This is a genomic window from Mesorhizobium sp. M0189 (genome assembly GCF_040322135.1).
Taxonomy (GTDB): domain Bacteria; phylum Pseudomonadota; class Alphaproteobacteria; order Rhizobiales; family Rhizobiaceae; genus Mesorhizobium.
The window spans coordinates 382,144-404,339 of sequence record NZ_JAMYSW010000001.1 but is presented as its reverse complement, the minus strand read 5'-3'; the positions used below and the strand labels follow the sequence as shown (position 1 = coordinate 404,339).

At 61.2% G+C, this 22,196-nt stretch carries 24 protein-coding genes; 1 reads left to right on the top strand and 23 read right to left on the bottom strand.

Going from position 1 to position 22,196, the window contains the following annotated elements; genetic code table 11:
* Positions 1-127: 127 nt before the first annotated feature.
* The 15 genes from NKJ09_RS01915 to NKJ09_RS01845 form a co-directional block, all read right to left on the bottom strand.
* Positions 128-1,855 (bottom strand): ABC transporter substrate-binding protein, encoded by a 1,728-nt coding sequence (locus tag NKJ09_RS01915; RefSeq protein ID WP_023717770.1) that lies wholly within the window; start codon positions 1,853-1,855, stop codon positions 128-130.
* A gap of 77 nt (positions 1,856-1,932) precedes the next feature.
* The gene (locus NKJ09_RS01910) at positions 1,933-2,199 is read right to left on the bottom strand and encodes a DUF2160 domain-containing protein (protein WP_031193610.1); all 267 of its coding nucleotides are present in this window, start codon (positions 2,197-2,199) and stop codon (positions 1,933-1,935) included.
* 173 nt (positions 2,200-2,372) lie between these two features.
* A complete protein-coding gene (locus tag NKJ09_RS01905) occupies positions 2,373-3,287 on the bottom strand; it encodes a carbohydrate ABC transporter permease (RefSeq protein ID WP_023717772.1) in 915 nt (304 codons plus the stop codon).
* 1 nt (position 3,288) lies between these two features.
* Positions 3,289-4,155, bottom strand: coding sequence for a carbohydrate ABC transporter permease (locus NKJ09_RS01900; RefSeq protein ID WP_023674893.1), 867 nt, complete (start codon positions 4,153-4,155; stop codon positions 3,289-3,291).
* Between the two features lies 1 nt (position 4,156).
* Positions 4,157-5,224 (bottom strand): ABC transporter ATP-binding protein, encoded by a 1,068-nt coding sequence (locus tag NKJ09_RS01895; RefSeq protein ID WP_023717773.1) that lies wholly within the window; start codon positions 5,222-5,224, stop codon positions 4,157-4,159.
* Between the two features lie 9 nt (positions 5,225-5,233).
* On the bottom strand, positions 5,234-6,313 hold the full coding sequence (locus tag NKJ09_RS01890; RefSeq protein ID WP_352482266.1) for an ABC transporter ATP-binding protein: 1,080 nt from the start codon (positions 6,311-6,313) through the stop codon (positions 5,234-5,236).
* 39 nt (positions 6,314-6,352) lie between these two features.
* Positions 6,353-7,879, bottom strand: a complete 1,527-nt coding sequence (glpD, locus tag NKJ09_RS01885) for a glycerol-3-phosphate dehydrogenase (RefSeq protein WP_352482265.1) — start codon at positions 7,877-7,879, stop codon at positions 6,353-6,355.
* Between the two features lie 125 nt (positions 7,880-8,004).
* Complete coding sequence (locus NKJ09_RS01880) at positions 8,005-8,772, bottom strand: DeoR/GlpR family DNA-binding transcription regulator (RefSeq protein WP_023717776.1); 768 nt, start codon at positions 8,770-8,772, stop codon at positions 8,005-8,007.
* Between the two features lie 128 nt (positions 8,773-8,900).
* The gene (locus NKJ09_RS01875; RefSeq protein ID WP_352494585.1) at positions 8,901-10,313 is read right to left on the bottom strand and encodes a pyridoxal phosphate-dependent decarboxylase family protein; all 1,413 of its coding nucleotides are present in this window, start codon (positions 10,311-10,313) and stop codon (positions 8,901-8,903) included.
* Positions 10,314-10,371: 58 nt separating this feature from the next.
* Positions 10,372-11,103 (bottom strand): proteasome-type protease, encoded by a 732-nt coding sequence (locus NKJ09_RS01870; RefSeq protein WP_352482263.1) that lies wholly within the window; start codon positions 11,101-11,103, stop codon positions 10,372-10,374.
* Between the two features lie 30 nt (positions 11,104-11,133).
* Entirely contained in the window at positions 11,134-11,928 is a 795-nt protein-coding gene (locus tag NKJ09_RS01865) for a transglutaminase family protein (protein WP_352494584.1), read from the bottom strand.
* Positions 11,929-11,989: 61 nt separating this feature from the next.
* Complete coding sequence (locus NKJ09_RS01860; protein ID WP_023717779.1) at positions 11,990-12,931, bottom strand: alpha-E domain-containing protein; 942 nt, start codon at positions 12,929-12,931, stop codon at positions 11,990-11,992.
* Between the two features lie 63 nt (positions 12,932-12,994).
* The gene (locus tag NKJ09_RS01855; protein ID WP_352494669.1) at positions 12,995-13,354 is read right to left on the bottom strand and encodes a four helix bundle protein; all 360 of its coding nucleotides are present in this window, start codon (positions 13,352-13,354) and stop codon (positions 12,995-12,997) included.
* Between the two features lie 73 nt (positions 13,355-13,427).
* A complete protein-coding gene (locus tag NKJ09_RS01850; RefSeq protein WP_023717781.1) occupies positions 13,428-14,840 on the bottom strand; it encodes a circularly permuted type 2 ATP-grasp protein in 1,413 nt (470 codons plus the stop codon).
* A gap of 172 nt (positions 14,841-15,012) precedes the next feature.
* On the bottom strand, positions 15,013-15,249 hold the full coding sequence (locus NKJ09_RS01845) for an Lrp/AsnC ligand binding domain-containing protein (RefSeq protein ID WP_023674883.1): 237 nt from the start codon (positions 15,247-15,249) through the stop codon (positions 15,013-15,015).
* 242 nt (positions 15,250-15,491) lie between these two features.
* On the opposite strand from NKJ09_RS01845, the gene NKJ09_RS01840 reads away from it, so the two are divergent.
* Complete coding sequence (locus tag NKJ09_RS01840) at positions 15,492-15,911, top strand: DUF4864 domain-containing protein (RefSeq protein ID WP_023717782.1); 420 nt, start codon at positions 15,492-15,494, stop codon at positions 15,909-15,911.
* A 26-nt stretch (positions 15,912-15,937) separates the two neighbouring features.
* Here NKJ09_RS01840 and NKJ09_RS01835 read toward each other — a convergent pair whose 3' ends face one another.
* The 8 genes from NKJ09_RS01835 to coaD form a co-directional block, all read right to left on the bottom strand.
* Positions 15,938-17,317, bottom strand: coding sequence for a glycosyltransferase family protein (locus NKJ09_RS01835; protein ID WP_352494583.1), 1,380 nt, complete (start codon positions 17,315-17,317; stop codon positions 15,938-15,940).
* Positions 17,318-17,538: 221 nt separating this feature from the next.
* Positions 17,539-18,669 (bottom strand): tRNA guanosine(34) transglycosylase Tgt, encoded by a 1,131-nt coding sequence (gene tgt, locus NKJ09_RS01830; protein WP_352482259.1) that lies wholly within the window; start codon positions 18,667-18,669, stop codon positions 17,539-17,541.
* A gap of 8 nt (positions 18,670-18,677) precedes the next feature.
* On the bottom strand, positions 18,678-18,947 hold the full coding sequence (locus NKJ09_RS01825) for a hypothetical protein (RefSeq protein WP_352494582.1): 270 nt from the start codon (positions 18,945-18,947) through the stop codon (positions 18,678-18,680).
* A complete protein-coding gene (queA, locus tag NKJ09_RS01820) occupies positions 18,937-20,022 on the bottom strand; it encodes a tRNA preQ1(34) S-adenosylmethionine ribosyltransferase-isomerase QueA (protein ID WP_023717786.1) in 1,086 nt (361 codons plus the stop codon). The genes NKJ09_RS01825 and queA overlap by 11 nt, the downstream gene beginning before the upstream one ends.
* A gap of 12 nt (positions 20,023-20,034) precedes the next feature.
* Complete coding sequence (locus NKJ09_RS01815) at positions 20,035-20,433, bottom strand: hypothetical protein (RefSeq protein WP_023717787.1); 399 nt, start codon at positions 20,431-20,433, stop codon at positions 20,035-20,037.
* A complete protein-coding gene (locus tag NKJ09_RS01810) occupies positions 20,430-20,942 on the bottom strand; it encodes a peptidylprolyl isomerase (protein WP_023717788.1) in 513 nt (170 codons plus the stop codon). The genes NKJ09_RS01815 and NKJ09_RS01810 overlap by 4 nt, the downstream gene beginning before the upstream one ends.
* A gap of 27 nt (positions 20,943-20,969) precedes the next feature.
* A complete protein-coding gene (locus NKJ09_RS01805) occupies positions 20,970-21,560 on the bottom strand; it encodes a peptidylprolyl isomerase (RefSeq protein ID WP_023717789.1) in 591 nt (196 codons plus the stop codon).
* 75 nt (positions 21,561-21,635) lie between these two features.
* Positions 21,636-22,136 (bottom strand): pantetheine-phosphate adenylyltransferase, encoded by a 501-nt coding sequence (gene coaD / locus NKJ09_RS01800; protein WP_023717790.1) that lies wholly within the window; start codon positions 22,134-22,136, stop codon positions 21,636-21,638.
* Between the last annotated feature and the right edge of the window lie 60 nt (positions 22,137-22,196).

The window sequence follows — 22,196 nt, the reverse complement described above, 5'->3', positions numbered from 1 at the left end:
AATTCAAAGGTGCTACGGTGTCTCGACGCCAGACGGCGCGGAGCCGTTCACGCAAACAGGGGAGACGGCAACATGCCGCCTCCCCTGAGCATGGCGATGCGGGCGCGGACGCCCGCATCAAACGGTCCTATTGCTGCCAGCTCTTCACCAGCTCGTCGTAGTTGATGGTGACCGGCTTTTCCTTCTCGTTCTCGATCTTGAGCTGAGGAGCGAGATTGCCCTTCTTGACCGCGTCGGCGTTCCAGTAGGCGAGGTCATGCTCTTCGGCCATCTTCGGGCCAATATCGCCCTGGACGCCCGACTTCTCGATGCGGCTCATCACCTTTTCCTGCTCGGCGCAGAGCGAGTCCATCGCTTCCTGCGGGCTCTTGGCGCCCGACGAAGCATCGCCGATCGCCTGCCACCAGAGCTGTGCCAGCTTCGGATAGTCCGGCACGTTGGTGCCGGTCGGCGACCACTGGACGCGCGCCGGCGAGCGGTAGAACTCGATCAAGCCGCCGAGCTTTGGCGCACGTTCGGTGAAGCTCTTGTCGTGGATCGTGCTCTCGCGGATGAAGGTCAGGCCGACATGGCTCTTCTTCACGTCGACCGTCTTCGAGGTGACGAACTGCGCGTAGAGCCAGGCGGCCTTGGCGCGGTCGGTCGGCGTCGACTTCATCAGCGTCCAGGAACCGACGTCCTGATAGCCGAGCTTCATGCCGTCCTTCCAGTAGACGCCATGCGGCGACGGCGCCATGCGCCACTTCGGCGTGCCGTCGTCGTTCAGCACGGCCTTGGCGCTGGCGTCGACCATGCTGGCGGTGAAGGCGGTGTACCAGAAGATCTGCTGGGCAACCGCGCCCTGCGCCGGAACTGGCCCCGATTCGGAGAAGGTCATGCCTTGGGCTTCCGCCGGTGCATAGGCCTTCAGCCAATCGAGATACTTCTGGATGGAGTAGACGGAAGCCGGACCATTGGTGTCGCCGCCGCGCGCCGTGCAGGAACCGACCGGACGCGAATTCTCGTCGACCTTGATGCCCCATTCGTCGACGGGCAGACCGTTCGGAATGCCCTTGTCGCCATTGCCGGCCATCGACAGCCAGGCGTCGGTGAACCGCCAGCCGAGCGACGGGTCCTTCTTGCCATAGTCCATATGGCCGTAGACCTTCTTGCCGTCGATCTCACGCCCGGTGAAGAACGCTGCAATGTCCTCATAGGCCGACCAATTCACCGGCACGCCGAGGTCGTAGCCGTATTTGGCCTTGAAGTCCGCCTTGTTCTTCTCGTCGTTGAACCAGTCGTAACGGAACCAGTAGAGGTTCGCGAACTGCTGGTCAGGAAGCTGGTAGAGTTTCTTGTCGGGCGCGGTGGTGAACGAGGTGCCGATGAAATCCTTCAGGTCGAGATTCGGATTGGTGACATCCTTGCCGTCGCCTGCCATCCAGTCGGTCAGGTTGCGCACCTGCTGGTAGCGCCAGTGCGTGCCGATCAGATCGGAATCGTTGACCCAGCCGTCATAGAGGTTCTGGCCGGTCTGCATCTGGGTCTGGATCTTCTCGACAACGTCGCCTTCCTGGGTGACGTCGTGCGTAACCTTGATGCCGGTGATGGCTGTAAAGGCCGGCGCCAGCACCTGCGATTCATACTGATGCGTGGCGATGGTTTCGGAAACCACCTTGATATCCATGCCGGCGAAAGGTTTCGCGGCATCGATGAACCATTGCATTTCGGCTTCCTGGCCGGCGCGGTCGAGCGTCGACAGGTCGCCGATTTCCTTGTCCAGGAAGGCCTTGGCCTCGTCCATTCCGGCATAGGCGTTGCTTGCCCCGAGCAACAGGACAAGCGCAGTTGTTGATGTCAAGAATTGCCGTCGCATGTATTTCCTCCACTGTTAAGTTCAAAGTGCGATCTGGATCGGCGGCCGGCACGCCGCCGTTCCAACAGTTTCCCCCTCTATACGTAGCGGAACACGCCGACGGCGTAGACCACGGAGAGAGCGAGAGCCCACCACAGATTGGGTCCGACTAGACCCAGCCAAGCGAGATGGATAAAGGCACTGCCAAGCAGCGACAGGAACAAGCGGTCGCCGCGCGTCGTTTCGAAGCGCAGCACGCCGACGCGCGGATTGCCGCCCGGCGAGACGTATTCCCACACCGCCATGCCGCAAAGCAGCAGAAAGATGGTTCCAAAGAAGGCCGCGGTCGGCCACGTCCACGCCATCCACGAAAAATCGAGGTTGGACGAGAGGTTAAATCCCCACAGGCGGATATTGGCCGGATCGCTGAAGCCTACCGTTATTGCCACGAAATCGATTTGAAGGGCCACCCAGGCCACGACGACCAGGGCGAGAAACAGCACGGCCCACCACCATGGGCTTCTGTCGACCTGCTCCATCATACCCTCCCCAGGGCAAAGCCCTTGGCGATGTAGTTGCGCACAAACCAGATGACGAGCGCGCCGGGAATCAGCGTCAGCACGCCGGCTGCGGCGAGCAGCCCCCAATCCATGCCGGCGGCCGAAACGGTGCGGGTCATGGTCGCGGCGATCGGCTTGGCGTCCGTGGTCGTCAGCGTGCGGGCGATCAGCAGCTCGACCCACGAGAACATGAAGCAGAAGAAGCACGCCACGCCGATGCCGCTCGCAATCAGCGGCATGAAGATCTTGATGAAGAAGCGCGGGAACGAATAGCCGTCGATATAGGCGGTCTCATCGATCTCCTTCGGCACCCCCGACATGAAGCCTTCGAGGATCCACACCGCCAGCGGCACGTTGAACAGGCAATGCGCCAGAGCCACGGCGATATGGGTGTCGATAAGGCCGAAGGCCGAATAAAGCTGGAAGAATGGCAGCGCGAACACCGCCGGCGGCGCCATGCGGTTGGTCAGCAGCCAGAAGAACAGATGCTTGTCGCCGAGGAAGCGATAGCGCGAAAAAGCATAGGCAGCAGGCAGTGCTGCGGCCACCGAAATCACCATGTTCATAACCACATAGGTGATCGAGTTGATGTAGCCCGAATACCAGGACGCGTCGGTGAAGATGGTGCGGTAATTCGCCAATGTCGGTGCGTGCGGGTAGAGCGTCAGCGACGAGACGATCTCGCCATTGGTCTTGAAGCTCATATTGATGAGCCAGTAGATCGGCAAAAGCAGAACGATGATGTAGAGCGTCGGCACGATCCACCACCAACGCGACTCCTCGCCGCGACGGCGCATCAGCCGTGCGATCTCGTCCTGCCGCAGCGTGCTGGCTAATCCTTGCGAAGCTGTCGTCTCGCTCACTCTGTCGGCTCTTTCGTCAGCGCGGCTCATCTCAGCGCTCCGCGTCGTAATTGGTCATCACGGTGTAGAACACCCATGACAACAACAGGACGATAAGGAAGTAGACCAGCGACATCGCCGCCGCCGGGCCGAGGTCGAACTGGCCGAGCGCCGTCTTGACGAGATCGATCGAAAGAAAGGTCGTCGAGTTGCCGGGTCCGCCGCCGGTCACCACGAACGGTTCGGTGTAGATCATGAAGCTATCCATAAAGCGCAGCAGCACGGCGATCAGCAGCACGCGGTTCATCTTCGGCAGCTGGATGTAACGGAACACCGCCCAGCGCGAGGCACCGTCGATCTTGGCCGCCTGATAAAAGGCATCCGGGATCGAGACCAGGCCGGCATAGCAGAGCAGAACGACGAGGCTGGTCCAATGCCAGACGTCCATGATGATGACCGTGACCCAGGCGTCATAGGGATCTTGCACATAGTTGTAGTCGATGCCGAGCGCGTTGACGTAATAGCCGAGCAGGCCAATGTCGTTGCGCCCGAACACCTGCCAGATGGTGCCGACGACGTTCCACGGGATCAGCAGCGGCAACGCCATCAAAACAAGGCAAACAGGCACGCCCCAACCCTTCTTCGGCATATTGAGCGCAATGAAGATGCCGAGCGGCACTTCGATCGCCAGGATGATGAAGGAGAAGACAAGGTTGCGGATCATCGCCTGCCAGAAGCGGCTGGAGGAAAGCAGTTCCTCGAACCACTCGGTGCCGGCCCAGAAGAAGACGTTGTTGCCGAAAGTGTCCTGCACCGAATAATTGACAACCGTCATCAGCGGTATGACCGCCGAGAACGCCACCAGCAGCAGCACCGGCAGCACCAGGAACCAGGCTCTGTTGTTCCAGGTCTTTTCCACTTCAGGCTCCCATCTCGACGCGCCAGGAATCGGCATAGATGTTGATGCCGGCCGGGTCGAACCGCACCTTCGGATCAGCCGGAACTGTCTCGTCCTCGCCGATGATGGCGGCGATCTCGCGCCCTTCGAGATTGGCACGGACCACCTTGTGGCGGCCGACGTCCTCGACCTTGCTGACCCGGACGGCCATGCCCTGGCTGCCCAGGCGCACATATTCGGGACGGATGCCGAGCTCGATGGCGCCGCCGCCCGCCTTGGGCACGCCCGGCAGTTCGATCTGCTGCGAGCCCAGCTTCGCGGTCTTGCCGTCGATCGCCACCGGCATGACATTCATGCCGGGCGAGCCGATGAAATAGCCGACAAAGGTATGGCGCGGGCGCTCGAACAGCTCCGCCGGTGTGCCGATCTGCACGATTTCGCCGTCATACATGACGACCACCCTGTCGGCGAAGGTCAACGCCTCAGTCTGGTCGTGCGTGACATAGACCATGGTGTAGCCGAAGCGGCGGTGAAGCTGCTTCAACTGCGAGCGCAGCACCCATTTCATATGCGGGTCGATGACGGTCAAAGGCTCGTCGAACAGGATGGCATTGACGTCGGAGCGCACCAGCCCGCGTCCGAGCGAGATTTTCTGCTTCTGATCGGCGGTCAGTCCGCGCGCCTTTCGTTTGGCCATATCGGCCAGCCCGGTCATCTCCAGCGTCTCGCGCACCTTGCGGTCGACGTCGGCCTCCGGCACGCCGCGATTGCGCAGCGGGAACGCCAGATTGTCGTAGACGGTCATCGTGTCGTAGATCACCGGGAACTGGAAGACCTGGGCAATGTTGCGCTCTTGGGTCGACAGATTGGTCACGTCCCTGCCGTTGAACAGCAACTGGCCGTGCGAGGGATGCAGCAATCCCGAAATGATGTTGAGCAGCGTAGTCTTGCCGCAGCCGGACGGGCCTAGCAGCGCATAGGCGCCGCCATCCTCGAACGTGTGGTGCACTTCCTTCAGCGCGAAATCGGCATCCGTGCGGGGGTTCTGCAGATAAGAGTGGCGGATATGATTGACATCGATGCGCGCCATCGCTTCCTCCTAAGCCGCCAGCTTCGGCGCGGCCACGGCGCGGCCGTGCTCGTCGAAGACCATGATGTGGCGCGGGTCGATGAACACCTCGACCTCCTCGTCCGGCTCGAAGTCGCGAATGCCGTGGGTCAGCATGACCCAGCGCGCATCGGCAAAATCGAGATGGATGAAGCTTTCCGATCCCGTGATCTCGGTGATCGTCACCTTTGCGCGCACCGGCACCGCGGCGGCGTCGGGCCGATCGAGGGAAAGATGATGAGGCTGGAAGCCGATCGTATAGATCGCATCGGCAATGCCGAAGAGTTCGGCCGGCACCGGCAATTTCACGCCGCCCTCGAGCAGGAAATCCAGGCCCTTCTTGGCAAGCACGATGGTGTTGAGCGGCGGATCGGCGAAGGTTCTCGCCGTCACCAGATCGACCGGCTTGCGGAACACTTCGATGGTCGGCCCGAACTGGGTGATGCTGCCTTCGGAAAGCGTCGCCGTGTTGCCGCCGAGCAGCAAGGCCTCGTGCGGCTCGGTCGTGGCATAAACGAAGATTGTGCCGGCGGCCGCGAATATCTTCGGCAGTTCCGCGCGTAATTCTTCGCGCAGCTTGTAGTCTAGGTTGGCGAGCGGCTCGTCGAGCAGCACGAGGCTGGCATTCTTGACGATGGCGCGGGCCAGCGCGGTGCGCTGCTGCTGGCCGCCCGACAGACTGAGAGGCGTGCGATCGAGATAGGGCGTGAGTTTGAGAAGGGCGGCGGCATTGCGCACCTCCCTGTCGATCGTTGCCTGATCCGTGCCGGCCACCCGCAGCGGTGAGGCGATGTTTTCGTAGACCGTCATCGCCGGATAGTTGATGAATTGCTGGTAGACCATGGCGACGTTGCGCTTTTGCACAGGCATGCCGGTGACATCCTTGCCATCGAACCAGACCGAGCCGGAGGTCGGCACGTCGAGGCCCGCCATCAGCCGCATCAGGCTGGTCTTGCCGGAGAGCGTCGGCCCGAGCAGGACGTTGAGCGAGCCGTGCTGAAGCGTCAGCGAGACGTCGCGGATATGTTCCGCCGCACCCACCGTCTTCGTCACGTTTCTCAGTTCAAGCATGATGCCTCCTCCCAGGCTTTCTGCATTAGTCGGCCGTCCCTATTCGGCAGCCGCTACGTGCTGCCGGCTTATTCCGCGCATGAACTCGTCGAGCACTGCCGCCTGCTCACGGCTGAGACGCAGGCCGCGCTTGGTCCGGCGCCACAATACATCCTCGGCGGTCATCGCCCATTCGTTTTCGACGAGGTAGCGCACCTCGGCTTCGTAGAGATCGGCGCCGAAGTTGCGGCCAAGATCGACGTTCGACTTGGCGAGGCCCAGCAGCTTCCTTGCGCGGGTGCCGTAGAGCCGAGTCAACCGGCGGGCCAGCCGCGCGTCGAGGAACGGGTACGCCGTTTTCAGTTTCGCCACCTCGGCATCGAAGCCGGTGACGGGAAAGTCACCGCCGGGCAGCGGCGCGTTTGCCGTCCATGGTTTGCCGCGCTTGCCGAGAAAACCCTCGATCTTCTCGAGCATCGATTCCGACAATCGGCGGTAGGTCGTGATCTTGCCGCCAAAGGCGTTGACGATCGGGGCGGCACCCTCGCCTCCATCGGCCTTCAGCACATAGTCGCGGGTGGCTTCCTGCGCCTTTGAGGCGCCATCGTCGTAGAGCGGGCGCACCGCGGAATAGGTCCAGACGATATCCGACGGCTTGACCGGCTGCGCGAAATATTCGCTTGCCGCAGCGCAGAGATAGTCGATCTCGGCATCACTGATCCTGACGTCGTGCGGATCGCCGGGATAGTCCCGGTCGGTGGTGCCGATGAGCGTGAACTCGTCTTCGTATGGGATGGCGAAAATGATGCGCCCGTCCTTGTTCTGAAAGAAATAGGCGCGTGGGTCGTCGAATTTCTTGCCAACGACGATGTGGCTGCCTTGCACGAGGCGGACATTGTGCACGTCGTTCAAGCCGACGGTGGCTGAAAGCACCTGATCGACCCACGGGCCGGCGGCATTGACCAGCAGCCGCGCCTTGACCTCCTCGGTATCGCCGGTCCGCACGTTTTCAAGCCTGACCGTCCAGAGATTGCCTTCGCGGCGTGCGCTGACGACCCTTGTTCGGGTTCGAACGGTTGCACCGCGCTCGGCAGCGTCACGGGCGTTCAACACAACCAGCCGGGCATCGTTGACCCAACCGTCGGAATATTCGAACGCCTTTCGAAAAAGCGGCTTCAGCGGCTTGCCGGCCGGATCCTTGGCCATGTCCAGCGTTTTCGTCGGCGGCAGCAATTTGCGCCCGCCAATATGGTCGTAGAGAAAAAGCCCGAGCCGGATCAGCCAGGCCGGACGCAGCCCCTTGGCGTATGGCAGCACGAAGCGCATCGGCCAGATGATATGCGGCGCGTTCCTCCACAGGATCTCGCGTTCCATCAGCGCTTCGCGCACCAGGCGGAATTCGTAGAATTCGAGATAGCGCAAGCCGCCATGGATCAGTTTGGTCGAGCCGGAAGAGGTTCCGCTGGCCAGATCGTTCATCTCGGCAAGGAAGACCGAAAAGCCACGCCCAACGGCATCGCGGGCAATGCCGCAGCCATTGATGCCGCCACCGATGACGAAAATGTCATGGATCGGTGATGCGCCCAAAGAAGTCCTCCCTCGATTTCGCATTGCAGCATTTTTGAGTTTTGCGAAACCGTGGCGGGATTATTTCGAAATGATAACGAATGTCAAACGAAATATGATCGGCGGCAGATGCCGCAGCGGCATCTCTAGGAGAGCGACGTTTCGATCAGCTGAACCTCTGCCTCCTGGCAGATCTTGCGCACCGACGGGATGTCGCAACGATCGGTGATGAAGGTGTTGACCTGCGACAGATGGCCGATGCGGACGGGCGCGGTGCGCTCGAATTTGGTCTGGTCCGACACCAGGATCACATGCCGCGCGTTGGCGATGATCGCCTGAGCCACCTTCACCTCGCGAAAATCGAAGTCGAGCAGTGCGCCGTCATGGTCGATGGCCGAGGCGCCGATCACCGCAAAATCGACTTTGAACTGCCTGATGAAATCGACCGCTGCCTCGCCGACCACGCCGCCGTCGGAACCGCGCACGACACCGCCGGCGATCACCACCTCGATCGAAGGATATATGCGCATTCTGTTGGCAACATTGATGTTATTGGTGATGACCATCAGGCCAATATGATCGAGCAGCGACTTGCTGACCGCTTCCGTCGTGGTCCCGATATTGATGAACAGAGAGGCGTTGTCAGGGATCAGCCGGGCTGCCGCGCGGCCGATCGCCTCCTTCTCCTCGGCGGCGATCTTGCGCCGGGCCTCATATTCCATGTTCTCGATGCCGGACGGGAACAATGCCCCGCCATGAATGCGGGACAAAAGCCGCTGGTCGCAGAGATCGTTGAGATCCTTGCGGATCGTCTGCGGCGTCACGTTGAAATGCGTCGCCAACTCCTCGACCAGTACGCGGCCATGATCTTTGGCCATCTGGATGATTTCGGAATGACGCGGCGACAGATACATCTAGCAACCTCTCATTTTCGTTTTTCTCGTCTATAGCTGAAAACGAAAGCCATGAACAGGTATGAGCCGGCTAATGAAAATCGGGCGACTGCAGAGAGAAAAGCTCCGGCGCAATCTCGACGAGGCTATCAACTCAGGCCCCGCGCGATCTCAGTGATGACCTCGAAAGCAGTATCGACGTCCGCCGCAGTCGTTTCGAACTGCCCGACCTGAAAGCGGATCGCCACCTGCCCGTCCACCCGAGTCTGCGTCAGGTAGATGCGGCCGTCATCGTTGATCGCGCTGACCAACCGCAAATTGTGCTTGTCAGAGTCGATGCCCGCAGCCGTAAGATGCCGGAACGAGAGCAGCGACAGCATCGGCTCCGTTACGATCTCGAAATCCGGTTCCCGAGCCAGCCGCGCGGCAAGGCTCTCGCTCCAGGCGACATGATTGCGGATCATGGTTCGCAGATTTTCCAAGCCATGTGCACGCAGCAGGAACCAAAGTTTCAGCGCGCGGAACCTCCGTCCGAGCGGCACCGACCATTCGGAATAATTGATGACCCCGTCGCGGCCATGTGTTCTCAAGAATTCGGGCTTGATCGCCAGCGTACGCACGAGGTCTTCCGGCTGGCGAACGAACTGCATCGAGCAATCGAACTGTGCGCCCAGCCATTTGTGCGGATTGAAGACGATCGAATCCGCATGTTCGGCGCCGGCCCAGAAATGCCGGAACTCGGGGCAGATCATGGCGGAGCCGGCCCATGCGGCATCGACATGCAGGTAGAGCCCGTGCCGCTTCGCCACCGCGCCAACAGCCGCGACATCGTCGGTGCCGCCGGTACTGGTGCCGCCGACGCTGGCGATGATGCCGGCCGGCAGCATGCCGTTTTCGCGGTCGGTGACGATCGCCGCTTCCAGAGCCGCCGTCTGCATGGCGCGAAAGCGTCCGGCGACCGGAATGCGCACGAGGTTCGCCTCGCCGATGCCCGACACCCAGATCGCCCGGTCTATGGAAGTATGGACTTGGTCGGAAGAATAGACCCGCACGATCGGCTGGCCTTGCAGGCCGCTCTTGTTGCCTTGCCAGTCGAGCGCGCGCTCGCGCATGGTCAGCACGGCGGCAAGCGTCGCCGATGAAGCCGAATCCTGCATGACGCCGGAAAATCCCTCCGGCAGACCAAGCGCCTGCCGCATCCAGTCGACGACCCGCATCTCGAGCTCGGTTGCGGCCGGCGAGGTCTGCCAGAGCATGCATTGCGCAGCCATCGCGGAAACCAGATACTCGGCCACGACGGAGGCCGGGGCCGCATTGGCCGGAAAATAGGCGAAGAAACGCGGATGCTGCCAGTGCGTCATGCCCGGCAGGATCTTTTGCTCGAAATCGGCGAAGATTGCCTGCATCGTTTCGCCGTCTTCCGGCGGCGCGACATCGATGCTTTTGAAGATTTCGCCCGGCTCGACAAGCGGCCGCACCGGTCTTTCGCGAAGGCTGTTTCTGTAGTCGGCGCCCCATTCAGCCGCTCGCAGCGACCATTCGCGGAATTCGTTGCTATTCATCTTCGCCTCCGTAGCGCCTCAGCGAGCCGCGATCAAAGAGCACGAAAAACGAAGGTTTTCATTCGGGAAAATCAGGCAAGCTCGCAAAGGCGGTCTTCAGCGCGTTCGACCAGCTATCCGAGATCGTGCGATAATATTGATCGTCATGGTTTATTCGCTTTTTGAGGCCGACCTTGAAAGTGTCCTTTTCATAGAACAGCAGGTCGAGCGGCAGGCCGACCGACAGGTTCGACTTCAGCGTCGAATCGAACGACACCAGCAACAGCTTTACCGTCTCGGCGAAACTCATCGTCTTTTCGTAGGCCCGGATGATGATCGGCTTGCCGTATTTGGTCTCACCGATCTGGAAGAACGGCGTATCGTCGGTCGATTCGATGAAATTGCCTTCCGGATAGATCATGAACAGGCGCGGCGCGCTGCCCTTGATCTGACCGCCGAGGATGAAGGAGGCGTTGAAATAGGAATCCGCCTTTTCGCCGGCCGGCGACGAACTGGCGATGACCTCCTTGACGGTGTCTCCGACCAACCGGACTGTCTGGTACATGGAGGGCGTTTCGAGCAGCGTGGCATGGCGCTCCGCCACTGCCTTGGTGCGTTCGTCGAGCAGGCTGACTACGGCCTGGGTTGTCGCCAGATTGCCGGCCGACATCAAAACGATGACGCGCTCGCCCGGCTCCTCCCAGACATGCATCTTCCTGAAGGTCGAGATCGAATCCATGCCGGCATTGGTGCGCGTGTCCGACATGAACACGAGCCCGCGATCGATCTTCAGGCCGACGCAATAGGTCATCGAATCTCTTTGGCAACAATCTTGCCGGGATTACTGCTCCACGGTGACGGTGACCGCAAGCTGTTCTTCCGCCTGTCCCAGCCGAATTCCCGATACCGGCGTGGCGTCGCGATAATCGCGGCCGATCGCCACCTTTACATAGCGCTCGTCGGGAGAAATGCCGTTGGCGACATCGAAGGAGACCCAGCCCAGGCCCGAGACATGCGCCTCGGCCCAAGCGTGGCTTGCCGCCTGCTCGATCGCTGCATCCATCATCAGATAGCCGCTGACGTAGCGCGCCGGGAAATCCATGGCGCGAGCCGCGGCAACGAAGATATGGCTGTGGTCCTGGCAAACGCCGGTCTTGAGCGCAAGGGCCTCTTCGGCCGGCGTCGTCGCGTTGGTGGTGCCGGGTGTATAAGCGACATGCTCGCCGATCACGGCCATTAGCCGGTGCAGCCTTTCGATGTCGGTGCCCTTGCCCACCGAGGCAGCAAGCTCACGAATGCCGCTGCCGATCGTCGTCAGCGGCGTTTCATGGCCGAACAGCCAGAGCGGCGCGAAACCCTGATGCGGTCCGCAGACACCGGCGGTATCGCGCGTCACCACTTCGCCAGCTGCTTCGACTGTGATGAAGTCGCGCTCGCCCTCGACGCTCAACAGCCGGGTATCATTGCCGAAATGGTCGGTGAACCGCACTTCCTCGCGCGCGCCTTCGATCTTCAGCGCCCAGGACAGCACCGTCTGGGTGCGCCCGTTCACCGGGAGCAGCCGCAAACGCTGCAACAGATAATGCACCGGCGCATCGTAGCGGTATTCGGTCCGGTGGGTGATCTTCAGCCGCATTGCTGTCGTCCCTGGAGCATGAGCTTTACCGAAAACCGGTCTTCGTTTTTTGGGATCATGCTCAATAGAACCTGTAATCCTGCGCGATCTCATCGCCGAGCCTGGTGTTGTCGCGGATGAAATTGGCCAGGAATTCGTGCAGGCCGGCGTCGAAAATATCCTTGATCGAGCCGGCCGTCAGCATGGAATGGGTCTTGGCGGCCGTCGCATGACAGGCGTGGCGCTCACCATAGTCGTCACCCAGGAATTTGAGATGCTCCGTCAGGAAGCGGTAGCAAAAGGTCAGCGAGCGCGGCATGCGGACATTGAGGATCAGATAGTCGGCGATGTTGCTCGGCTTGTAGTCGGCGTCATAGACCCAGCGGTAGGAGCGGTGCGCCGACACCGAGCGCAGGATCGATTCCCACTGGTAGTTGTCGAGCGTCGAGCCGACCCAGGAGATCGACGGCAACAGAACATAGTACTTCACGTCCAGGATGCGCGCGGTGTTGTCGGCGCGTTCGACATAGGTGCCGAGCTGCGAGAAATCGAAGATCTCGTTGCGCAGCATGGTGCCGTAGAACGAGCCGCGGATCAGCGCCGTCTCGCGCTTGATTGCGTCGAGCGCGCTGGGCAGGTCGCGCTCGTCGATCGGCTTGGCCAACATCCGTTTCAGCGACATCCAGGCTTCGTTGATGCTTTCCCAGGTTTCACGCGTCAATGCTGTGCGCACCATGCGGGCATTGTTACGGGCCGTTTCGATAGACGACATCGTGCTCGACGGGTTCGACGTATCGCGCAGCAGGTAGTCGGCGACATTGGCGGCGGTGTAGTCCGAATATTTCTGCGTGAAGCTGGCGTCCGAGCCGGCGCTGAGCAGCACCGAATTCCACTCCTCCGAAGCATTCTGCGTGCGAGTGAGCGCCATGCGCAGGCCGGCATCCACCAACCGCGCCATATTCTCCGCCCGCTCGATATAGCGGTTCATCCAATAGAGCCCGTTGGCGGTGCGGCCGAGAAGCATGTCAACGTGCCTCGATGCTGAGTGAGTAGCGAATAGCGAATAGCGAATAGGGGAAAATCGGCTTCATGATTTCTGTTGCAGACTCCTGATCATCGAACGCAGCATTCTCCCGATCTCATCGGCCTGGCCAAGCAAACGCAATACGTCCTGCTCAACCATCAGCGCTACCCTTCCAGACAAGATTAGGTGCGTTTCCAACTCTTTGAGAGAACCTTGCGCTATGCGAAGATATTGAACGAACGATCCCGTGTTTTCTCGCCCGTGCCCTTCGGCGACATTTGCCGCAATCGATACAGATGATCGCCGTATCTGAGACGTCATCCCGTAAACTTCGGTGCTCGGAAAGGCTTTCGTTGCCGAATAGCAATCTACAGCCAATTCAACGGCCGCCTTCCAAACAATCAAGTCCCTGTAAGAGTTAATAGTCGTGTTGGTGCCCTCTTCCCTATTCGCTACTCACTATTCGCTATTCGCTACTCACTATTCGCTATTCGCTCTAATCATCCAACACCCAAGTATCCTTCGTGCCGCCGCCTTGCGAGGAATTGACGACCAGCGAGCCTTCCTTGAGCGCTACTCGCGTCAGTCCACCGGGCACGATCTGGATACGGTCGGACACCAGCACATAGGGGCGCAGATCGACATGGCGCGGCGCCAGCCCCTTGTCCGTCAGGATCGGACAGGTCGACAGCGCCAGCGTCGGCTGGGCAATGTAGTTCGACGGTTTTGCCGCGAGCTTTTTGGAAAAATCCTCGCATTCCTTCTTGGTCGCCGCAGGTCCTACCAGCATGCCGTAACCGCCGGACCCATGGACCTCCTTGATCACCAGTTCGTCGATGTGCTCCAGCACATATTTCAGGCTGTCCGGTTCCGAGCAGCGCCAGGTCGGGATGTTGCCGAGCATCGCCTTGCGGCCGGTGTAGAATTCGACGATTTCGGGCATGTAGGAATAGATCGCCTTGTCGTCGGCAATGCCGGTTCCGGGCGCATTGGCGATCGTGATATTGCCGGCGCGGTAGACGTCCATAATGCCCGGCACGCCAAGGGCTGAGTCCGGGCGGAAGGTCAGCGGATCGAGGAACGAGTCGTCGACGCGCCGGTAGAGCACGTCGATCTGCTTGTAGCCCTCGGTCGTGCGCATCGCGACATGGCCATCGACGACGCGCAGATCCTGCCCTTCGACGAGTTGCACCCCCATCTGGTCGGCAAGGAAAGCATGTTCGAAATAGGCCGAGTTGAAGCTGCCCGGCGTCAGCACGGCAATGGTCGGCGCGCCCTTGGTGCTTTGCGGCCGCACTGCGGCCAGCGACTGGCGCAAGAGCTGCGGATAATTCTCCACCGGCCGCACCTTGATCTGCTGGAACAACTCGGGAAAGAGCTGCATCATCGTCTCGCGGTTCTCCAGCATGTAGGAGACGCCGGACGGCGTGCGCGCATTGTCCTCCAGCACGTAGAACTCGTTCTCGCTGATGCGTACGATGTCGACGCCGATGATATGGGTATAGACGCCGGCCGGCGGCCGCACCCCGATCATTTCGGGCAGGAACGCCTCGTTCTTGGCGATCAACTCCTTCGGCACGCGGCCGGCACGCAAGATTTCCTGACGATGGTAGATGTCGTCGAGAAAGGCGTTCAGCGCCTGGACGCGCTGCTCGATGCCTTGCGTCAGCCGTCGCCATTCGTTGCCGGAAATGATGCGCGGAACGATGTCGAAGGGTATCAGCCGCTCCGATGCTTCCTGCTCGCCGTAAACGGCGAATGTGATGCCGGTCTTGCGAAAGACGCGTTCGGCGTCCTGCATCTTCTCGTTAAGCCTGGCCGGGTCCTGTTCCTTCAGCCAGCGATCGTAAGCCGAATACGGTTTTCTCAGCCCGGAAACTTCCGGAAGCATTTCATCGAACGCTGCCAATCGCATACTCCCCTGTGGCGCCATTTCACTGGCCTCGCTGGAGAAAATCAAGCGCAATCGGTGATTTGGTGGGCGCCGGCGATCAGTATATCGCTCTTGCCTAAAATTAAGGCAGTGCCGATAGGGCCGTAGTCAGGCTTTGCTTCGTGTCCGGGCAGATGCCGGATGCGGATCAAAACGCGCGAAAGGTGACGACCGTGAACGTGTCTTTGATGCCGGGAAGAATCTGCACTTTCTCGTTGACGAAGTGGCCGATGTCTTCCTCGTCGTCGACATAGAATTTGGCGAGCAGGTCGTAGTTTCCGGCTGTCGAGTAGATTTCGGAAGCGATCTCAGCATCGGCCAGGGCGCTGGCAACGTCATAGGCCTTGCCCAGATCGCACTTTATCTGCACGAAAAATGCTTTCATTGCCTGGTCCTGCCCAACATCGCACGCTCTAGGTAAAATCGAGCGGCCCTTGTGGCAGACTGCCGCCCGGCTTTCAAGCATCGGCCATCGCTCAGGCTGTCCTAGCCTCGACAATGCTTTCTCGGTCTGGACACAGCTCGCGGCGCCGAATGTTTGCGCTCGGCTGAAACCCTCGAGCACTGCAAAGCGTATAGTATCATGTACCTCGGACAGCGATTTCTCAGGGACAACGGAGACAGGCCATGCGCCGCGCGTTTTTCGCATTCGCAGTCGTTCCATTCATTTTCGCATCCCAGGCCTTTGCTGGCGACGCCGAAGTCAAGGCGGCGCAAACGGTCATCGATGGTCAATTGAAGGCCTTCATCGCCAACGACGGAGCGACGGCCTACAGCTTTGCCGCACCAAATGTGAAACGCATCTTTCCAACTGTCGATACCTTCATGAACATGGTGACCAACGGCTACCCGCCGGTGCGCCAACCGCAGACCTACTCCTTCGGCAAGGTTCGCGAGACGAGCCCGACCTCGATCATCCAGCAGGTGCTGATCGTCGGCCCGGATGGCAAGGACTATGAGGCGGTCTACACGCTCGAACTACAGCCTGACGGCAGCTTTCGGATCACCGGCTGCAGCCTGCGCGCGTCCACGTCGCTCAGCACCTGAGGGTGCTTGAGGAGGGCAAAGTTGTCTCAATCCTGTCGCCGGTAGAGCGTCCAGCTCAGGCCTGAAAACCCCCAGTGTCTCGACGCGTCGGCCCGTTCATACGCCAAAGCGCATGCGGCCGTCGGTTCAACATGTTCGGCTTGCTTGTCCACATCCCCCTCGAGGATCAGCCAAGCCGGCCGGTCGGCGCACATCCTGTTTTCCGGAACCAGCCAAGCCCGACGATCCGTCCGCGCCGCAAAATAATCGACGACCATGGCGGTGCGGAAATCACTGTTGCTCGCATAGGCGGCAGCGCCGTTCCTGGTCATTTCATCGACCATAGCAGCGTACGAGCCGCGTCCGTACTGATAGAATTGGAGCAGCGACGAAATGCTTCCACTCACCACGATCGCCAGTGCTCCCACCGCAAATAGCCTGGCAGTCCCGCGAGCAGCCAAGCCGCGACCGATCATCTCGCCGGCCCAGAGCAGCAGCAATGTTCCGCTGATGATGAAATAGCGCGGAAACTCGAGATTGGGCAGATGTGTCGCCGCCATGAGCAAAGGCAGTCCGATAATCCCGATGACATAGAGGCTGGCCCGGCGATCGCACCAGACACCAGCGGAGAGGCCAACAAGACCGCAGGCGGCAACGATATACGGCCAGTCGCCGAACCAGGGGGGCAGCCCGAACAGAGAGCGGATCATTCCGCCATAGCCCTGCGCGAAGGCGGCAATCGAGAACGGCGAAACACCACCGACACTGAAGCCGAACAGCCTGCCGCCGATAAACACGCAGGCAGCCAGCGGCAGCACGGCAAGCAAGGCCGGCAGGAAGATCGACGCCAGATCCGCAACGACACGGCTGACCCTCGCCGTACGCTGCCAGGCGAGCCACGCGGTCCAGATTGCGAGGACTGCCACCATTCCGATCATGGTGAGATGGCATAGGAACCCGAAAAGGATCGCCGCTGCCAAGGCCGTGCCAGACAACCGTTTGTTGTCGAGCCGGCGCTCCAGAAAAACCACCGAAAGCAGCGTGAAGAGCACAAGGCCGGCATAGCCACGCGCCTCCGAGCCGTAGTGCACCATCGGATAGCTCACGGCAAACAACAGGCTTGTGGCAATCATCGCCCGTCGTCCGTGCGGTGCGGCGGTCGCTGCCGCCGCAACTGTCGTGGCAACACCTAGTGCTATCGACAGGCCTCGCTGGATCAAAGGCGAAGCGTCGGGGCCGATGAGATAGAGATAGACCGAGTTGAGGAAATGATTGTTGTCGTGATTGACGCGCCAGAATATCTGGTCGATCGAGGTCAGCGGCTCAATCAGCGCAAAGCTCCAGATCTCGTCCAGCCAAAGGTCGCCGCGCGCGCCAAGCAAGCGCAAAACCAAGCCGGTCACGGCGATGACCAGAACGGCAAGCAACGACCCCGCCGTCCATTGCTGGACCGCCACGGAGGGCGAAGGCGAAGGCTCGGCGCTGCCATTCGTCCGCACCGTCGTGCCAGGAACTGAAACTTGCCCCGAAACGAACAGGTTCTTGATCCTCGCCCGATGTCGTCCGGCAATGCTTATTAGGCAGACGTTTCAAAACAGTTCATGGCAGGTGCGACTCCTCCCTGGAGCCGGATTCCTGGCGAGCACGCCTACCGGACGGGGAGGTCACCGTTTGCCCATTGCTGCGTGATGATCTCAGCTTGTCCGGCGAACCTGCCAGCCCCGATCGCTTCGCGAACGTCGCGCATCAGCTGCTGGTAGTAGGACAGATTGTTCCAGGTCAGGAGCATCGCCCCGAGCGCCTCTTGCGAGCGCACCAGGTGGTGCAGATAGGCGCGCGAATAGTCGCGTGCGGCCGGGCAGTCGCTTTCCTCATCGAGCGGGCGCGGATCGTCGGCATGGCGGGCGTTGCGCAGATTGACCTTGCCGCGCCGTGTATAGGCAAGGCCATGCCGCCCTGCCCGCGTCGGCATCACGCAGTCGAACATGTCGATGCCGCGCGCCACCGACTTCAAGATGTCGTCCGGCGTACCGACACCCATCAGGTACCGCGGCCGGTCAGCCGGCAACTCCGGGCAAGTGATGTCGAGCATCTCCAGCATCACCGCTTGCGGCTCGCCGACGGCCAACCCGCCGACCGCGTAGCCCTTCAGCTCCATCGCCTTCAGCGCCTGCGCCGAGCGCAGCCGCAGGTCCGGTATATCGCCGCCTTGCACAATGCCGAACATCGCCTTGCCGGGCTGCTCGCCGAACGCCGTCTTGCAGCGCTCGGCCCAGCGCAACGACAACTCCATGGCACGCTCGATCTCTTTTTCCTTGGCCGGCAGCGCCGTGCACTCGTCGAGTTGCATCTGGATGTCTGAATCGAGCAGCCCCTGGATCTCGATGGAACGCTCCGGCGACATCTCGTAGGCGCCGCCGTCGATATGCGAACGAAAGGTCACGCCGTTCTCGGTCAGTTTCCTCAGCTTCGACAGCGACATCACCTGGAAGCCGCCGCTGTCGGTGAGGATCGGATAGGGCCAGCGGGCGAATTCATGCAGGCCGCCGAGCCGAGCCACGCGCTCGGCGCCGGGTCTCAGCATCAGGTGGTAGGTATTGCCAAGGATGATGTCCGAGCCGACACCGCGCACCTGATCCATATACATGGCTTTCACCGTGCCGCCGGTGCCGACCGGCATGAAAGCGGGCGTGCGGATTTCCCCGCGCGGCATGGTGATTGAGCCGCGCCGGGCTCTGCCTTCGGTCGCCAGCACCTTGAAGGCGAATGCGTTAGTCATTGAATTCCCTAGCCATCGAACTCCTTGTCGAACACCGGCGCGTCCGGAGCCTGTCGGTCGAGCGACTGCCGGTAGCGGATGCAGCCGCGCATGAATTTCGGCCAGGGCGGCACGGCAATCGCCGGCTCGGTCTTTTCGGGTAAAAGCGACCAGAGTTCGGGGTGATGCCAGCACAGATCATGGCCGGTGGCGTCGCGGTGTTGGCGGATGCCGGCGCGCAGTTTCCTGACCTCGGCGAGCAAGGCTTCGCGGCCGAAAGTTTCCAGGTCATCGTCCATCGTTATCCTCCCTGAACAGAAGACTTGCGTCTCCATAGGAATAGAACCTGTAGCGGTTCTCAATGGCATGCGCATAGGCCGCGTGCATCGTCTGCAAACCGCAGAAGGCCGAAACCAGCATGAACAGCGTCGAACGCGGCAGATGGAAATTGGTCATCAGCATGTCGGCGGTCTTGAAGCGATAGCCGGGCGTGATGAAGATGTCGGTCGGGCCTGACCATGCGGCCAGCCTGCCGTCCTTGCCAGCCGCGCTCTCCAACAAACGCAGCGATGTCGTGCCGACAGCGATAATGCGCCCTCCTTTTGCTCTCGCCGCATTCAGCGCCTCGGCGGTTTCCGGGCTGACCGAACCGGTTTCGGCGTGCATCTTGTGGTCGGCGGTGTCGTCCGCCTTCACCGGCAAAAACGTGCCGGCGCCGACATGCAGCGTGACGAAACGGCGCTCGATGCCATTGGCGTCGAGCGCGGCAAACAGCTCCGGCGTGAAATGCAGCCCCGCCGTCGGCGCGGCCACGGCGCCCTCCTCCCTGGCATAGATGGTCTGGTAATCGCTGCGGTCGCGCTCGTCGTCGTCACGCTTGGAGGCGATGTAGGGCGGCAGCGGGATGTGGCCGACGGCGTGCAGAGCCTCATCGAGGAACGGACCCGACAGGTCGAAGCCGAGCAGCACCTCGCCACCTTCACCCTTCTCGATCACGGTCGCGTCGAGCTGGCCGAGAAAGCAGGAATTGGCATCATGACCGAAATGGATGCGATCGCCGGCGGCGACGCGCTTGCCCGGCCGCATGAAGGCGAGCCACCGGTCGGGCGCCGTCCGCATGTGCAGCGTGGCTTCGACCTGCGCCGCTGCCTCGCCGCGCCGCCTGATGCCTTTCAGCTGCGCAGGAATGACCTTGGTGTCGTTGAAAACCAGCACATCACCAGCCTTGAGCAGGGACGGCAGGTCGCGCACGGTCATGTCCTCGAGCCCCGCGCCCGGCCTGACCACCAGCATTCTGGCACTGTCGCGCGGCTCGGCTGGGCGAAGCGCGATGCGCTCCTCCGGCAGATCGAAGTCAAAAAGGTCGACGCGCAAGAAATCCCCGCCTCAAGGTTCCGGGCAGGTCACCGCCCAGGCGCCGACACCGTCTATGCTCAATGTGCCGCCCATCGCGAAACTGGACTGCTCGCTGGCCTTGACCAGCCGCAATCTGGCGACGATCGAGCTGAGGCCCTCATCAGTGAGATCGATCAGCATACGCTCGTCGTCCTCGAATGCCTGTCCGACGATGACTTTCGTTGAACCCGGCTGGCCGTCCGTGGTCCATGTCTTGCCGCCGGCATCCAGCCACACGCGCGCCACTGCAATGACGGCTGTGTGTCCCATCAACACGTCGATCGATGCCGCGCCGCCGTCGGCGCTGCAAACGATCGATTCCGTCGCCACCGCCGGAGTGGCCGCCGCGACGAGCACAAATGCGATGGCCGCGACAGCCCGGCTGGTCATTTCACGTCGGCCGCGACCTTGAGCGACACGATCTTGTCGGGATCCTGCACCGGTTCGCCGCGCTTGATCTTGTCGACATTGTCCATGCCTTCGATGACCTGGCCCCACACCGTGTACTGGCGGTTGAGGAAGGCGGCATCGTCGAAGCAGATGAAGAACTGCGAATTGGCCGAGTTCGGGTTCTGCGAGCGCGCCATCGAGCAGGTGCCGCGGCCGTGGTTGGCGTTGGAGAACTCGGCCTTCAAGTCGGGCTTGTCGGAACCGCCCGTACCGGCGCGGGTCGGCGCGAAAGACGGCTTATTGGAATTGCCGAATTTCACGTCACCGGTCTGCGCCATGAAGCCGTCGATGACGCGGTGGAAGACTACGCCGTCATAGGCGCCTTCGCGCGCCAGCTCCTTGATGCGGCCGACATGGCCGGGCGCCAGGTCTGGGAACAATTCAATGACGACCTTGCCCTTGGTCGTGTCCATGATAAGCGCGTTCTCGCGGTCCTTGATCTCGGCCATGTCAGAATATCCTTTTGAAACTTGGGTTTACTTGCCGTCAGCGGCGATACGCACCTTGATCATGCGATCGGGGTCGGTCACCGTCCCGTTCTGCGCCGCTTCGCCTTTCTTGATGTGGTCCACCAGCTCCATGCCGCTGACGACATTGCCGACGATGGTGTACTGGCCGTCGAGCGGCGGTGCCGGCGCGAACATGATGAAGAATTGCGAATTGGCGGAATTCGGATCGTCGGAGCGGGCCATGCCGACCACGCCGCGCTGGTAGTGCTCGGTGCTGGAGAATTCGGCCGGCAGGTCGGGAAGATCGGAACCGCCGGTGCCGACGGCGTCGGCATTGAAGCCGCTCTTCATATTGCCGAACTTGACGTCGCCGGTCTGCGCCATGAAGCCGTCGATGACGCGGTGGAAGGCGACGTTGTCGTAGGCGCCCTGGCGCACCAGCTTTTTGATCTGCGCGACGTGCTTCGGCGCAAGGTCGGGCCTCAGCGCGACGGTCACGTCGCCGTCCTTCAGCGTTACGATCATGGTGTTTTCCGGATCGGCGGCAAAGGCCGACACGGATGCCGTCACAAGACCGGCAAGCACGGCAAGCAAGAAGGCAAGCTTTTTCAGCTGCATGGGATCTTTCTCCGAATATCTTCGTTCATGCATGTCGTTACCCAAAACCGGGCTCCACTTTTGAGCGACATGCATTTATTTCGCGAATTTGGCGGTGAGCGCGCCGGCCACGGCCGCCGGCACGAAGTGGCGGATGTCGCCTCCCATCGAAGCTATCTGGCGCACAAGTGTGGCGGTAATGGTGCGCACCGAGGGGCTGGCGGGCAGGAAAACCGTCTGCAGCTCAGGCGCCATGGTCTCGTTCATGCCGGCCATCTGCATCTCGTAGTCGAGATCGGTGCCGTCGCGCAGGCCGCGGATCATGATCGAGGCGCCATGCTTCCTGGCCGCGTCGATGACCAGACCGTCGAAGGCGACCACTTTGATGCGCGCACCGTCGCTGCCGAATTCCGCCTTCGTTGCCGTTTCGATCAGATCGACCCGTTCCTCGAAGGAAAACAATGGCTTCTTGCCGGGATGGATGCCGATCGCCGCATAGATGGTGTCCGCCACGGCCAGCGACGCCTTCAGCACGTCGAGATGGCCGTTGGTCAGCGGGTCGAAAGAGCCGGCATAAAGGGCGATGCGTTCGGTCATGGCAGGTGCTTCTAGCGAGCCTCTCCCCTAAAGGCAAATCCGATCGGCAGGCCCGCCCCA

Bases quoted from the DNA above. Each gene is read 5' to 3' on its own strand.
- NKJ09_RS01845 (WP_023674883.1), bottom strand. From the start codon at position 15,249: ATGAAAGCATTTTTCGTGCAGATAAAGTGCGATCTGGGCAAGGCCTAT.
- NKJ09_RS01810 (WP_023717788.1), bottom strand. From the start codon at position 20,942: ATGGCCGAGATCAAGGACCGCGAGAACGCGCTTATCATGGACACGACC.
- NKJ09_RS01890 (WP_352482266.1), bottom strand. From the start codon at position 6,313: ATGCTTGAACTGAGAAACGTGACGAAGACGGTGGGTGCGGCGGAACAT.
- NKJ09_RS01915 (WP_023717770.1), bottom strand. From the start codon at position 1,855: ATGCGACGGCAATTCTTGACATCAACAACTGCGCTTGTCCTGTTGCTC.
- NKJ09_RS01825 (WP_352494582.1), bottom strand. From the start codon at position 18,947: ATGGACGATGACCTGGAAACTTTCGGCCGCGAAGCCTTGCTCGCCGAG.
- NKJ09_RS01910 (WP_031193610.1), bottom strand. From the start codon at position 2,199: ATGGCGTGGACGTGGCCGACCGCGGCCTTCTTTGGAACCATCTTTCTG.
- NKJ09_RS01805 (WP_023717789.1), bottom strand. From the start codon at position 21,560: ATGCAGCTGAAAAAGCTTGCCTTCTTGCTTGCCGTGCTTGCCGGTCTT.
- NKJ09_RS01815 (WP_023717787.1), bottom strand. From the start codon at position 20,433: ATGACCAGCCGGGCTGTCGCGGCCATCGCATTTGTGCTCGTCGCGGCG.
- NKJ09_RS01895 (WP_023717773.1), bottom strand. From the start codon at position 5,224: ATGGCGCGCATCGATGTCAATCATATCCGCCACTCTTATCTGCAGAAC.
- NKJ09_RS01860 (WP_023717779.1), bottom strand. From the start codon at position 12,931: ATGCTTCTCGGCCGCACCGCCAACGGGCTCTATTGGATGAACCGCTAT.
- NKJ09_RS01905 (WP_023717772.1), bottom strand. From the start codon at position 3,287: ATGAGCCGCGCTGACGAAAGAGCCGACAGAGTGAGCGAGACGACAGCT.
- NKJ09_RS01840 (WP_023717782.1), top strand. From the start codon at position 15,492: ATGCGCCGCGCGTTTTTCGCATTCGCAGTCGTTCCATTCATTTTCGCA.
- NKJ09_RS01880 (WP_023717776.1), bottom strand. From the start codon at position 8,772: ATGTATCTGTCGCCGCGTCATTCCGAAATCATCCAGATGGCCAAAGAT.
- NKJ09_RS01870 (WP_352482263.1), bottom strand. From the start codon at position 11,103: ATGACCTATTGCGTCGGCCTGAAGATCGATCGCGGGCTCGTGTTCATG.
- tgt (WP_352482259.1), bottom strand. From the start codon at position 18,669: ATGACTAACGCATTCGCCTTCAAGGTGCTGGCGACCGAAGGCAGAGCC.
- NKJ09_RS01865 (WP_352494584.1), bottom strand. From the start codon at position 11,928: ATGCGGCTGAAGATCACCCACCGGACCGAATACCGCTACGATGCGCCG.
- coaD (WP_023717790.1), bottom strand. From the start codon at position 22,136: ATGACCGAACGCATCGCCCTTTATGCCGGCTCTTTCGACCCGCTGACC.
- NKJ09_RS01875 (WP_352494585.1), bottom strand. From the start codon at position 10,313: ATGAATAGCAACGAATTCCGCGAATGGTCGCTGCGAGCGGCTGAATGG.